12 protein-coding genes are annotated in these 12,454 nt (G+C 62.9%); 1 reads left to right on the forward strand and 11 read right to left on the reverse strand.

Annotated elements, in window-relative coordinates; all coding sequences use genetic code 11:
* Positions 1–149: 149 nt before the first annotated feature.
* From BFQ04_RS21625 to BFQ04_RS21635, 3 genes are read right to left on the reverse strand one after another with little or no spacing between them, the layout of a single operon-like run.
* A complete protein-coding gene (locus tag BFQ04_RS21625; protein WP_065952528.1) occupies positions 150–701 on the reverse strand; it encodes a GNAT family N-acetyltransferase in 552 nt (183 codons plus the stop codon).
* A 5-nt stretch (positions 702–706) separates the two neighbouring features.
* Complete coding sequence (locus tag BFQ04_RS21630) at positions 707–1,168, reverse strand: LEA type 2 family protein (RefSeq protein ID WP_065952529.1); 462 nt, start codon at positions 1,166–1,168, stop codon at positions 707–709.
* 12 nt (positions 1,169–1,180) lie between these two features.
* Positions 1,181–2,611, reverse strand: coding sequence for a nucleobase:cation symporter-2 family protein (locus BFQ04_RS21635; RefSeq protein ID WP_065952530.1), 1,431 nt, complete (start codon positions 2,609–2,611; stop codon positions 1,181–1,183).
* A gap of 233 nt (positions 2,612–2,844) precedes the next feature.
* Between BFQ04_RS21635 and BFQ04_RS21640 the strand changes: the two genes are divergently transcribed.
* The gene (locus BFQ04_RS21640) at positions 2,845–4,470 is read left to right on the forward strand and encodes a methyl-accepting chemotaxis protein (RefSeq protein WP_065952531.1); all 1,626 of its coding nucleotides are present in this window, start codon (positions 2,845–2,847) and stop codon (positions 4,468–4,470) included.
* A 131-nt stretch (positions 4,471–4,601) separates the two neighbouring features.
* Here BFQ04_RS21640 and BFQ04_RS21645 read toward each other — a convergent pair whose 3' ends face one another.
* The 8 genes from BFQ04_RS21645 to BFQ04_RS21680 all read right to left on the reverse strand — a co-directional run bounded on the left by BFQ04_RS21645 (position 4,602) and on the right by BFQ04_RS21680 (position 12,083).
* A complete protein-coding gene (locus BFQ04_RS21645) occupies positions 4,602–5,579 on the reverse strand; it encodes a 2-hydroxyacid dehydrogenase (RefSeq protein WP_065952532.1) in 978 nt (325 codons plus the stop codon).
* On the reverse strand, positions 5,579–6,874 hold the full coding sequence (locus BFQ04_RS21650) for an MFS transporter (protein ID WP_065952533.1): 1,296 nt from the start codon (positions 6,872–6,874) through the stop codon (positions 5,579–5,581). Before BFQ04_RS21650 ends, BFQ04_RS21645 begins: the two co-directional genes overlap by 1 nt.
* Before the next feature lie 45 nt (positions 6,875–6,919).
* Positions 6,920–7,861, reverse strand: coding sequence for a sugar kinase (locus tag BFQ04_RS21655; RefSeq protein WP_065952534.1), 942 nt, complete (start codon positions 7,859–7,861; stop codon positions 6,920–6,922).
* A complete protein-coding gene (locus BFQ04_RS21660; RefSeq protein WP_065952535.1) occupies positions 7,854–8,636 on the reverse strand; it encodes a sugar phosphate isomerase/epimerase family protein in 783 nt (260 codons plus the stop codon). Before BFQ04_RS21660 ends, BFQ04_RS21655 begins: the two co-directional genes overlap by 8 nt.
* Positions 8,637–8,720: 84 nt before the next feature.
* On the reverse strand, positions 8,721–9,782 hold the full coding sequence (locus BFQ04_RS21665; RefSeq protein WP_139111955.1) for a LacI family DNA-binding transcriptional regulator: 1,062 nt from the start codon (positions 9,780–9,782) through the stop codon (positions 8,721–8,723).
* 108 nt (positions 9,783–9,890) lie between these two features.
* On the reverse strand, positions 9,891–10,478 hold the full coding sequence (locus BFQ04_RS21670; protein ID WP_065952536.1) for a LysE family translocator: 588 nt from the start codon (positions 10,476–10,478) through the stop codon (positions 9,891–9,893).
* A gap of 51 nt (positions 10,479–10,529) precedes the next feature.
* The gene (locus BFQ04_RS21675) at positions 10,530–11,369 is read right to left on the reverse strand and encodes an AraC family transcriptional regulator (RefSeq protein ID WP_065952537.1); all 840 of its coding nucleotides are present in this window, start codon (positions 11,367–11,369) and stop codon (positions 10,530–10,532) included.
* Positions 11,370–11,441: 72 nt separating this feature from the next.
* Positions 11,442–12,083 carry a DUF1345 domain-containing protein gene (locus BFQ04_RS21680; RefSeq protein ID WP_065952538.1) on the reverse strand — a complete coding sequence of 214 codons (642 nt, stop codon included), beginning with the start codon at positions 12,081–12,083 and terminating at the stop codon, positions 11,442–11,444.
* Positions 12,084–12,454 lie beyond the last annotated feature (371 nt).

Here is a 12,454-nt window from a genome sequence, read left to right on the forward strand (position 1 = left end):
GAGCGCGCCAAGCCGGGCGTGCGCTCTATCACTGACTAAACGCGGATAAACATGTGGGAGGGGGCTTGCCCCCGATGGCAGTGTGTCAGCCAGTCTATTTCCAACTGACCCACCGTAATCGGGGGCAAGCCCCCTCCCACATTTGATCTTCAGGGTGTGGGGGATTGGGATTTCAGCCACTCTTCGCGGGTCATTTCCCAGATCTCTCGTGGGAGCGTGCCCGCGACAAATTCGCCCTCGTCCGTGCTGATCAAACGCATGCCCGTACGCTCGGAAATCCGCCGCGACCCCAGGTTTGGTGCCGCCTTGGGCGCGCGCAGCAGCGGGCGCTCAAGCACGCCGAACCAATAGTCGGTCACGGCGGCACTGGCTTCGGACATAAACCCTTGCCCCTGCCACTGCGGGCCCAGCCAGAAGCCGCGGTTGTCATCCTGCTCGTCCGTGAGGTTGATATTGCCGATCAACTGTTCAGGCGCACTTTTAAGACAAATCGACCAGTGCCACTCCTCGCCGCGGGCCATGGCGGGCAGGGCAAGTTCCTCAAGATAGCGGCGCGCGCCATCGGCCGGGTAGGGCCAGGGCACCATGGCATTGAGATAGCGCACCACTTCCCAATGGGCAAATTGTTGCTGGATTGCCTCGGCATCGTCCAGGACCAGCGGGCGCAGGATCAGGCGTTCGGTCAACAGCGTCGGTTGCATGAGGGTCACCAGGTGGCGGTGTTGGGCAAATCCAGTGTGCCGCGCTCGACAAAGCGCATCGTCCCGAACAACCCACCCGCCAGCTTGCCGCGCAGCACATACGGCAGGTTATTCAAACTCTGGGTCTGACTCAGGCCCAGGGTCTGGCGCAACACGGAAAATGCCGAAACACTCAGCGGCACCATCAGCACCGTCTCGGAGAAACGCGGGATGCTGCCCGCCTGGTCACTCACCCCGGACGCCAGCGGCCGGCCATTGACCTCCAGGTCGAGGGCCACGCCGTTGTAGTCGATCGCCGTTTCATTGGGGTTCTGCACCCGCAGCTTGACGGCGAAGCGCACTTCCAGGTCCTGGCTTTGCAGCGGTTCGATGCCGACCACGTTGATGTTGACCGGATCGCGATTGGGGAACAGCGCGCAGGCGCTCAACGTCAGCAACAACAGCGATACAACCATGAGCTTGCGCATCTGAACGTGCTCCTACTGTTTCGTAACGTCCGGGTCCTGCATGACCTTGAGGGTAGAGGACTCCGGATCGAATTCATCTTCTTCCAGCTCTATGAACTCTTCGGGCAGGAAAATGTTCAGCAGGATGGCACAGAACGCCCCCACGGTGATCGGCGACTCGAAGATGTTATGCAGCGCCTTGGGCAAGTCGCGCAGCACTTCGGGCACGGCCGCCACACCCAGGCCCATGCCCAGGGAAATCGCCACAATGAGTACGTTGCGCCGATGCAGCCCGGCTTCGGCGAGGATCTTGATGCCGGCCACGGCCACGGTGCCGAACATGATCAGGGTCGCGCCGCCCAGCACCGGCTTGGGCATCAGCTGCAGCACGGCGCCGATCATCGGGAACAGCCCCAGCAGCACCAGCAGGCCGGCGATGAAGTAGGCCACGTAGCGGCTGGCCACGCCGGTCAGTTGGATCACGCCGTTGTTCTGGGCGAACGTCACCATGGGCAGGCTGTTGAAGGTGGCCGCCATCGCCGAGTTGAGGCCGTCGGCGAGCAGGCCGGACTTGATGCGCTTGATGTACAGCGGGCCCTTGACTGGCTGCTGGGAAATCATCGAGTTGGCGGTCAGGTCACCGGCGGCTTCCAGGGGCGAAATCAGGAAAATCACCGCCACCGGGATAAACGCCACCCAGTCGAACGAGAAGCCGTACTTGAACGGCACCGGCACGCTGATCAGCGGCACCTGGGGCAGGGCGGCCATGTCGACACGGCCCAGCCACCAGGCCACGACAAAACCCAGGGTCAGGCCGATCACGATCGAACCCAGGCGCAGGAACGGGTTGTCGAAGCGGTTGAGCACCACGATGGTCAGCAGCACCAGCGCCGCCAGGCCCATATTGCTCGCCGCGCCGAGATCGCTGGCGCCGAAACCGCCGGCCATGTCGGTCACCGCGACCTTGATCAACGACAACCCCATCAAGGTAATGATGGTGCCGGTGACCACCGGGGTAATCAGCTTGCGCAGCTTGCCGATGAACTGGCTGAGCACCACTTCGATAAACGCTGCGAAAAAACAGATGCCGAAGATCGTCGAAAGAATCTCATCAGTGCCGCCGCCGCGAGCCTTGACCATGAACCCGGCGCTCAGGATCACGCTGATGAAGGAAAAGCTGGTGCCCTGCAGGCATAACAGGCCCGAGCCGATGGGGCCGAACGTGCGCGCCTGCACGAAGGTGCCGAGCCCCGAGACGAACAGCGCCATGCTCACCAGGTACGGCACTTCGCTTTCCAGGCCCAGCACGCCACCGACGATCAGGGTCGGGGTGATGATACCGACGAAGCTCGCCAGCACATGCTGCAAGGCGGCAAATATCGCCGCAGTGAAGTGCGGACGATCTTCCAGGCCGTAGATCAGATCGGATTTATAGCGTGGGCGGGGGGCTTGAGCGTCAGACAAAATGAGGGCTCGGGTCGGAAAAGGGAGGCGCAGGATGCCAGAAACGTCCAGTCGTCAGAAGTGTAATAAATTATTTATAGAGCGCCCTGCATAAAACTTACCTGTCAGCCGATACCCCGTACAGGCCCACCTATCCATTCTAAAAGGGGCGGCCAAGGTCTGGGCAGCGCGTTGGCGTTGACGGATCGATTCGCGCAGGACGCTGGTAAACATCACTTCTGAGAGCCCCCCTTATGTCCCTCCGCCATCTGAATATTGCCCCTCGTGCATTTCTCGGGTTTGCCTTCATCGCTGTCCTGGTGGTCATCCTGGGGGTGTTTGCAGTCAACCGCATGACCCTGATGCGCCAGGCTTCGTTGGATATGAGCACCAATCAGCTGCCCAGCGTGACCTACCTGGGGCATATGACGGAAAACGTGTTGCGCATGCGCATCCTGTCCTTTCGCGTGCTGGTCAACCGTGAGCCGGTTGCCCTGCAGGAAGCCGAAACCCGCATCGGTGTGCTGGTCGACAAGGTCAGGGTCGCGCAGACCCATTACGCCGCGTTGCCGGCTGGTGCCGAGGAGGCGGTGTTGTATAAGGCATTCGCCACGACCCTGGACAACTACATCAAGGCCCAGGCCGACATGATTGCCTTGTCCAAGCAAGGCAAGGTCGATGAAATGCGCGCCTTGATCAACAGCCGTATCAAGGACGGCACCGACCAGATGGGCGAGCAGTTGAACAAACTGATCGCCCTCAACGCCGCTGGCGCCAAGGCCGCCGATACCCAGGCCGAACACAGTTACGAAGCCGCCATTACCGGCGTCATCGTGGTGTCGGTCGCCGCTGCGCTGCTGACCGTGTTGCTGGCCTGGCTGCTGACCCGCAGCATCGTCACGCCGTTACGCAAGGCCGTGCAAGCGGCTGAAAGCATCGCCGCAGGCAACCTGACGACCCCTATCGAAGACGACGGCAAGGACGAACCGGCGCGCTTGCTCGGTGCCCTGGCGAGCATGCAAACCCACCTGCGCCAGACCATCCAGCACATAGCCGGGTCGGCCACGCAGCTTGCGTCGGCTGCCGAAGAACTGAGCGCGGTGACCGAGGAGGCTTCCCGTGGCCTGCAACAGCAAAACAATGAAATCGACCAGGCGGCCACGGCGGTCAATGAGATGACCGCAGCCGTGGAAGAGGTGGCGCGCAACGCGGTGTCCACCTCCGAAGCGTCCGGCCAGTCCAGCCAGGCGGCACGCGAAGGGCGCGACCGGGTCGTGGAGACGGTCGGGGCGATCCAGACCATGACCCAGGACGTGCAAAACACAGCGGCCATGATCGAGGGGCTGGCCGCGCAAGGGCGTGACATCGGCAAGGTCCTCGACGTGATCCGCGCGATTGCCGAGCAGACCAACCTGCTGGCGCTTAACGCGGCCATTGAAGCAGCACGCGCCGGTGAAGCCGGGCGTGGCTTTGCGGTGGTGGCCGACGAAGTGCGCGCACTGGCCCATCGTACGGCCCAGTCAACCCAGGAAATCGAAAAAATGGTCGCCGGTATCCAGAACGGCACCGGTGAAGCCGTGCAATCGATGCAGCAGAACAACCAGCGCACCCAAAGCACCCTGGAAATGGCCCGTGCCGCCGGGGTGGCGCTGGAGCAGATCACCCAGTCGATCAGCCTGATCAACGAGCGCAACCTGGTGATCGCCAGCGCGTCCGAAGAGCAGGCCCAGGTGTCGCGCGAGGTGGACCGCAACCTGGTGAATATCCGTGACCTGGCGACGCAATCGGCGGCGGGCGCCAACCAGACCAGCGCAGCCAGCCATGAGCTGTCGCGGCTGGCGGTGGATCTGAACGCGATGGTGGCGAAGTTCGTTATCTAGCATCTGAAATACGGTCCAAATGTGGGAGGGGGCTTGCCCCCGATGGCGGTGGGTCAGCTAAGAATCAACTGGCTGACACCCTGCCATCGGGGGCAAGCCCCCTCCCACATGTGATCCCTGTTGTCAGGGCGCTATTGCTTCCAGGCGGCTGCGTTCACCAGGTTCTGCGGCCGCTCGCCCGCCAACGCCTGCAACAGATTATCCACCGCACACCTGGCCATCGCTTCGCGCGTCTCATGGGTCGCCGAGCCGATGTGCGGCGTGGCCACCACGTTGTTCAAGCGCAGCAGCGGGGAGGCGTGATCAAGCGGTTCCTTCTCGAACACATCCAATCCGGCCGCGCGAATGGTGCGCTGTTGCAAGGCCTCGACCAGCGCCGCTTCGTCCACTACTTTGCCCCGTGAGATGTTGATGAAAATCGTCTCCGGGCCCATCAGGGCGAATTCTTCGGCGCCGATCAACTTCTCGGTCTGCGCCGTGAGCGGCAAGGTCAGGCAGACGAAATCGGCCTCTTTGAGCACCTCCTGCAGGCTGCGGTACTGCGCGCCAAAGCGTGCCTCTACCGCAGGCTTGGGCGAATGGCTGTGATAGATCACCGGCATGCCGAAGCCAAAGTGCCCGCGCTGGGCCAGCGCTTCGCCGATGCGTCCCATGCCGATGATGCCCAGGGTCTTGCCGTGCACGTCGCTGCCGAAGTGCGACGGGCCGATGCTCTTGTTCCATTGGCCGGCGCGCACCAGGTCGGCCAGTTCCACCACGCGCCGGGCAGTCGCCAGGATCAGCGCAAAGCCGGTGTCGGCGGTGGTTTCGGTGAGCACGTCGGGCGTATTGCTGAGCAGGATGCCGCGTTCGGTGAGGTAGTCGATATCGTAGTTATCGACGCCCACCGAGACACTCGCCACCGCTTCCAGATGGGGCGCCAGGTCGAGCAGCCCGGCATCCAGGCGCAGGCTCGCGCCCAGCAGCCCGTGAGCGCTCGGCAGGGCATTACGCAGTTGGGCCAGGCCGGCCTCGTCCAGTGCGTCGATCAGCGTCACGTCGGCCTGCTCATGCAGGCGGGCCATCAGCGGCGCAGACAGTTTCTTGTATAAAACCACGGATTTTTTCATCAGGAATGGGCCTTCATTTCGAGGGTAGCCAAGGGCGCGCGTTCACGGTCACTGGCACCCGGCTTGAGGAAAATGGTCAGTACCACTGACAGCAGCAATGCACCGCTCATCAGCAGGTAGGAAGCACCGGGCGAACCGGTGCTGCTATTGAGGTAACCCACCAGGTAGGAGCCGCCGAACGAGCCCAGCGCGCCCATGCTGTTGATCAGCGCCATGGCGCCACCGGCGACGTTGGCCGGGAGGATTTCCGGGACGATGGCGAAGAACGGGCCATACGGGGCGTACATGCACGCCCCGGCAATCACCAGCAGGGTGTAGGACCACCAGAAATGTTCGGCGCCAAGGGCGTAAGAGGCATAAAAGGCAACGGAGGCAATCAACAGCGGCGGCCACACGAAGCGTTTACGCTTTTGCAGCTTGTCCGAGCCCCACGAGACCACCAGCATGCCGATCACGGCGGCGAGGTAGGGCAGCGCCGAGAGCCAGCCGGCCTCGACCATGTCCATTTTCAAACCGGCCTTGAGGATCGATGGCAACCACAATACGAAGCCATACACGCCAATGCTCCAGCAGAAGAACTGCAGCGCGAGGATGATCACCTTCGGCGAGCGGAACGCTTCGGCATAGTTCTTCACCGCCTTGATGCCCACCTGTTCGGCGGCAAGGGCGCTTTCCAGGCTTTGCTTCTCGCTGTCGCTCAGCCACTTGGCATCCTTGGGGCGCTCATCGGCCAGCTTCCACCAGATAAACGCCCACAGCACCGCCGGCAAGCCCTCGATGATAAACATCCAGCGCCAGCTGAAATGCTGCACCAGGTAGCCCGAGACCACCGACATCCACAGCATGGTCACCGGGTTGCCGAGGATCAGAAAGGTGTTGGCCCGCGAGCGTTCGGCGCGGGTGAACCAGTGGCACAGGTACACCAGCATCGCCGGCATCACCGCCGCTTCGACCACCCCGAGCATGAAGCGAATCACGATCAGCATGTAGGCGTTGGACACGACGCCCGTCAGGGTGGCCAGGCCGCCCCACAGGATCAGGCTGACGAAAATCAGTTTCTTGACGCTGCGCTTCTGCGCGTAGATCGCCCCCGGCACCTGGAAGAAAAAGTAGCCCAGGAAAAACAGCGCACCGAGCAGGGACGACATGCCTGGGGTGATCATCAGGTCTTCGGCCATCCCGGAGGCCGCGGCGAAGCCATAGTTGGCGCGGTCCAGGTACGCCAGGCTATAGGTGATAAACACGATGGGCATGATGTACCACCAACGGCGGGTGGCAAGTTTCTCGGTTTCCATAAGGTTGCTCCTGAGCTTGTTGTAGTTGTGGCAACAGGTAGTGGGTTATGCAACGGATCGGCGGGGTAATTCGGCACGGGTGGGCAACCCTTCCATATCGCCACGGCTCTGTACGGCGCGGCTGCCGATCCAGTTGCCGCGTTGTACCGCTTCGGGAAAACTCGCGTTCTCCAGTAGGGCGCTGATCATGCCCACGGCAAAACCATCACCGGCGCCCACGGTGTCGACCACCGTGTCCACGCGCACGGCGGCGACAAAGCCCTGGTCCATCTGGGTGCGGTAATAGGCGCCATCGGGCCCGAGCTTGATCGCCACGGCTTCGGCGCCTTGGTCGAGGTAGAACGCGGCGATATCCGCCGGGTCATCGAAGCCGGTGAGCAGGCGGCCCTCGCTGAGGCCGGGCAATACCCAGTCCGCCAGGCCGGCGAGGGCATTGATTTCGCGGATCATCTGCGCCTCGCTGGCCCACAGGGAGGGGCGCAGGTTCGGGTCGAATGACACGCTGCGCCCGGCTTGGCGCATCTGTGTCATCAATTCCACCGACAACTCGCGGGTGGCCTCGGACAGTGCCGGCGGAATCCCGGTGGCATGCAGATGGCGCGCTTGCAGCAGTGCCGGGCTGATGTCCGCCATCGACAAATGGCTGGCCGCCGAGCCTTTGCGAAAATATTCCACCTGCGGATCGGCGCCGGATTCTTCACGGGACTTGAGCTGAAAACCGGTGGGGCGCTGCGGGTCGACGGTCACATGGGCACAGTCCAGGCCTTCGTTGGCGAGGGTGTCGACGACGAAGCGCCCCAGGGAGTCGTTACCCACCCGGCTCAACCACGCGACCTTGAAGCCCAGGCGCGACAGGCCAATCGCGACATTACTGTCGGCTCCGGCAATGCGTTTGTGAAACTGGCCGACCTGGGCCAGATCGCCGGTCTGCTCGGCGACAAACATCGCCATGGTTTCGCCAAACGACAGGATATCGATCTCAGACATGGGCATTCTCCACACGGGGTTGGCCAAGGCGGGCCAGGGTGGCGACCTGTTGCGCGGTGATGTCGACCAGGTCATCGCCCTGCAACGGAAATTCCACCGCCCGGGTAATACCTTGAGTCATGTGCGTGAGCAGTTGTTCCCACAGATGCAAATCGGTGGCGCCGGGCGGCACGGCCACCAGCTTGCCGTCCTGGCGACGCGCGACGGCCTTGCAGTGCAGGTAGTCCACGTGCCGGCCCAGCAGGCGCGCGGCGGTGAGGGCGGACTGGTCCTGCCACTGCCAGTTGCCGATGTCGAAGGTCATCCTGACGGGCAGGCCCAGGCGTTCGACCTCGGTGAAAAACCGCTGCATCGGCTCGATCCGGCCGCCGTGCAGGGTCTGGTCGTTTTCCACCAGCAGCTTGACCGCGTGGCGATTGAGCAGAGCCTGCAGGCTCTCCAGGTCGTTGGTGTCGGTGAAGTAACCCAGGGAGACTTTCAGCCAGCGTGAGCCGAAGGCCTGGGCGCGGTCGAGGGTGGCGGCGAGGTCTGGATTGGGCTGGGCACGGCCGGCAACCCAGAGTTCCAGAGGCGAAGAAAACACCGAGTCCAGGCCGTGCTCGGCGGCGGCCTGGGCCAGCGTGCCAGGCTGTTCGGTGGTAAGCAGTTCTTCGCGCCATTCGATGCGCCGGGCACCGGCGGCACTCAACAGCGCGACAAAACTCAATTGGCCCTGCTGGCGCACGAGGTCGGCGCCGTAGCTGGAAAGACTGATGGAGACGGGATGTTCTTGCATTGTTATTTACCTCTGAAACCGGTTTCATTTTTGTACGCAGAGCAACATGTGGGAGGGGGCTTGCCCCCGATTGCGCTATGTCAGTCAGCTTATCTGTAGCTGACCCACCGCTAACGGGGGCAAGCCCCCTCCCACAGGGGATTGGGTGGAGCCGCGAATGATCAGTCGGGGCAGGAAATCGAGGGTGCGGGTGGGGGCAGTGTCGCCGCGCAAGCGCTTGAGCAGACAGTCGAAGGCACTGGCACCGATCGCCTCCGTCGGTTGGGCGAGGGCGGTGATGCCACTGCCCACCAGCGGATACCAGTCCAGATCATCCAGGGCGATCAGGCCGACATCATCGAACAGGTTGCAGCCCAGGTTCTTCAGCGCACGCGTGCAGGCCAGCGCGGCGACACCGTTGGCGCAGAACAGCGCCTTCGGGCCGGGTTTTGCGAGAAAGCGCTGCAGGCGGTTTTCCAGCGTGCCATCGAGCTCGAGCACCGCACCGGTCAACGCCGGGCGCCTGGCTATTTCGGCGTTGAAACTGTGCAGGCGCTCCAGGCGCGAACTGGTGCCATCGGTGGCTTCGCTCACCAGCAGCAGGTCGCGGTAGCCCTGTTGCTCCAGGTGCTCCACCGCCATGCGCACCGCCGCCGGGTTGTTCAACCCCACCAGGTCGCTGTGCAGCGGCTCGACCTTGCGGTCCACCAGCACCAGGGGCATTTCCCGTTGCAGTTCCAGCAGTTGGTCGAGGTGATGACCGAGGGTGTTCACGATCAGCCCTTCGATGGTGTACGAGCGCAGTGCCGCCAGGTGCTGGCGCTCTTGCTCGTCATCGCGGTCGGTATTGCACACCACCAGGCTGTAGCCGTGCTGGCGGCAGGCGGTTTCGACACCGTGCATCACGGCAATGGAATAGGGGTTGCGGATATCGGCCACCAGCATGCCGATCAGGCGCGTGCGCCCGCGTTTGAGGCCGCGGGCCATCTGGTTGGGACGGTAGCCGAGTTCAGCGATGGCCTGCTCGATACGCAGGGCGATGGCGTCGGAGAGCAGGGCGCGGTCGTCGCCGATAAAACGCGACACGCTGGCCATGGACACCCCGGCGCGCTCGGCGACATCAAGCATGGTCACGCGGCTGCGCTGGGCGGCAGAAAAGTTGTTCACGGTGATCGACCTTCTATTTTTATTGGAATCACTGAAACCGGTTTCAGGAAACCATCAAATGAGGAAAGTCGTCAAGTTGTTGTAGGACAAAGCCGGATAGCCGGCATCTCAAACCACCACACTCAGCCAGGTCGCGACCAGCAGTAACAGGGCCATGCCCCGGTTGAAGCATTGCATGGCCCTGGCTGAACGAAACACCCGTGACGATCCGATGCCCAGCAGCGCCCATAGGCCAAGGCAGGGCAGGGATATCAGGAAAAACACCAGGGACAGGGCGATTACCTGGCTCTGGCGCTCGTCACCGTTGCCGGCAAATACGCTCACGACTGCCAGGGCCATCATCCAGGTTTTGGGGTTGATCAATTGCAGCGCGGCGGCGCCGATCAGGCCGAGGGGCTTTTCGACGCCATGCACCTCGATGGCTCGGGCAGGCGCGCTGAAGATTTGCCACGCCAGGCAGGTCAGCCAGGCGACGCCGATCCATTGCATGGTGGTCTGCACCCCGGGCGCTTGCACCAGCGATTGGCCGAACCCGCTCCCCACCAGCAACACCAGGCCGGCAGCCCCGGCGCACGCGCCGAAAATGATCGGCACAGCGGCTTTGAGGCCATAGCGTGCGCTGTTGCTCAGCACCAGGATATTGGTGGGGCCGGGCGTGATAGACGCCACAAAGGCGAACAAGATAAACGCCAACATGACAGGAACTCCAGGAACAATCGATGGCGTCCATCTTCACCAGCCGGCGCGTCAGCTGTCTGGAAGATTTGAGCAGCGCTTGCGGTACGCGGCGGGCGTGAGGCCGTAGGCGCGCACAAACCAGCGGCCCAGGTGGCTCTGGTCGGCAAAGCCCAGTGCAATCGCCACATCCGCCGGTTGCTCGCCCTTGGCCAGCAAATGCCGGGCGCGGGCCAGGCGCAGTTGCACCAGGTAGGCATGTGGCGGCAGGCCGAAGGCGCTCTTGAAGGCGCGACTGAGGCGGAAGCGGTCGACACCGCAGGCCAGGGCCAGCTCGTCCATGCCGACGTCGGCGTGCAGGTGGGCATGCAGGTAGTCCCGGGCCTTGTGCGCCACCTGCGGCAAGCGCGGGTCGTGGTGGTAGCGGGTGCGCCAGTAGAGTTGGCCGGTGAGGCGCTCCAGCAACTGGTCCATGGCGCGTTGCCGCACAATGCGCAGCTCGCCGCTGTGCAGGGTCTGGAAGGCCTGGCTGGTGGCCACGGCCAGGCGCGGATCGCTGGTCAAGGTGCTGGCGAAACTCAACTGGCTGTGCGGCGGCGCTTCTTCGAACACCGCGCTCACTTCGCGCGCCAACCAGTACGGGTCGAGGTAGAGCATGTGATAGGTGAAGCCGGCTGCGGTGGGGGCGTCGCCGTCGTGCAACTCGCCGGGTTCCACCAGGAACACTTGGCCGGGCACGCTGTTATGGCGCGTGCGGCGGCAGTTGAATTGCTGCACGCCTTGCTCGGTGACGCCGATCAGGTAGCTGTCGTGCCAGTGCGGATCGTAGGCGTGGCCCTCAAAATGCGCGCGCAGGGTCTCGATGCCGGTGTCGGCGTCCTGGGACAGGTCGATCCAATTGTGCGCGGCCATACAACACCGAGGATGAATAGGGACTGCCATTAGCGCCGGGGCGCGGCCTGACGTCTAGAAGGTTTGTGCAGCTCAGCCAAACAGGCCGGCGGCGATATTGATCGAGAAGCCCAGGATCGCGGTATTGAACACAAAGCCGATCAACGATTGTCCCAGCACGACCTTGCGCAGGCCACGGGTGGCGACGCCCACATCGGAGGTCTGCACCGCCACGCCGATGGTGAAGGAGAAATACAGAAAATCCCAATAGTTGGGCGTGAGCAAGCCTTCGGCAAAGCGCAGGGCCGGTTCCTTGCCGCTCCAGGTGTAATAGAGCCTGGCGTAGTGCACGCTGAAGATCACCCCGATCAGCAGCCACGAACCGATCACCGTCACTCCGGTGAAAGCGTAATGCAACAGCCGCTCGGTGGTTGCCAGTTCTTTGCTGCCCACCAGTTCGAAGGTGATGGTTGCCAGGCTGGCGATGGCCGCGATGCACACCATGAACAGCACCAGCCCGGCGTTTTCGTCTTCGATTTCGGCGATGCGCTTGACGTCCTCGGCCTTGGCGCGAATGGTCAGCCACAACATCAGTACCAGATAGGTCCAGACGCCGGCGTTCCAGCCGATGAGGATTTTGCTGGCCAACGTCTCGGTCGGCACCAGGATGCCCACGGCAAGGCCCAGCACGGCGGCGGATGAAAGGCGAGGGTGGGTGCGGGCGAGGAAGGGCATGGTTGCTCATACTGGGTAGTTTTGAGCACCATAGCTTATTCGGTTGTACTTGATCATGAACATGGTCGATAAACCTGTGGGAGGGGGCTTGCCCCCGATGGCGGCCTCTCAGCCGACAGCTACCCACTGACACGCTTCGGCCCAATGTGGGAGGGGGCTTGCCCCCGATGGCGGCCTCTCAGCCGACAGCTACCCAACTGACACGCTTCGGCCCAATGTGGGAGGGGGCTGGCCCCCGATGGCGGCTTCCGGGCCGACCAGGATGCTGGATCAGATTGAGTACATATCCGTTTCTGCGGTAACGGCTGCTATGGGTTCCGCTTTTACAGCGGGTCACTTTTGGAAAAGAGCCCCAAAAGTAACCAAAAAGG

Origin of the sequence: Pseudomonas sp. 37 R 15 (assembly GCF_900004865.1) — a bacterium.
GTDB classification, from domain to species: Bacteria; Pseudomonadota; Gammaproteobacteria; order Pseudomonadales; family Pseudomonadaceae; genus Aquipseudomonas; species Aquipseudomonas fluorescens_AM.

What these genes read in the sequence shown, in the direction of transcription:
- BFQ04_RS21625 (WP_065952528.1), bottom strand. Translation starts at nt 701, where the DNA reads ATGCAACCGACGCTGTTGACCGAACGCCTGATCCTGCGCCCGCTGGTC.
- BFQ04_RS21630 (WP_065952529.1), bottom strand. Translation starts at nt 1,168, where the DNA reads ATGCGCAAGCTCATGGTTGTATCGCTGTTGTTGCTGACGTTGAGCGCC.
- BFQ04_RS21640 (WP_065952531.1), top strand. Translation starts at nt 2,845, where the DNA reads ATGTCCCTCCGCCATCTGAATATTGCCCCTCGTGCATTTCTCGGGTTT.
- BFQ04_RS21645 (WP_065952532.1), bottom strand. Translation starts at nt 5,579, where the DNA reads ATGAAAAAATCCGTGGTTTTATACAAGAAACTGTCTGCGCCGCTGATG.
- BFQ04_RS21650 (WP_065952533.1), bottom strand. Translation starts at nt 6,874, where the DNA reads ATGGAAACCGAGAAACTTGCCACCCGCCGTTGGTGGTACATCATGCCC.
- BFQ04_RS21655 (WP_065952534.1), bottom strand. Translation starts at nt 7,861, where the DNA reads ATGTCTGAGATCGATATCCTGTCGTTTGGCGAAACCATGGCGATGTTT.
- BFQ04_RS21660 (WP_065952535.1), bottom strand. Translation starts at nt 8,636, where the DNA reads ATGCAAGAACATCCCGTCTCCATCAGTCTTTCCAGCTACGGCGCCGAC.
- BFQ04_RS21670 (WP_065952536.1), bottom strand. Translation starts at nt 10,478, where the DNA reads ATGTTGGCGTTTATCTTGTTCGCCTTTGTGGCGTCTATCACGCCCGGC.
- BFQ04_RS21675 (WP_065952537.1), bottom strand. Translation starts at nt 11,369, where the DNA reads ATGGCCGCGCACAATTGGATCGACCTGTCCCAGGACGCCGACACCGGC.
- BFQ04_RS21680 (WP_065952538.1), bottom strand. Translation starts at nt 12,083, where the DNA reads ATGCCCTTCCTCGCCCGCACCCACCCTCGCCTTTCATCCGCCGCCGTG.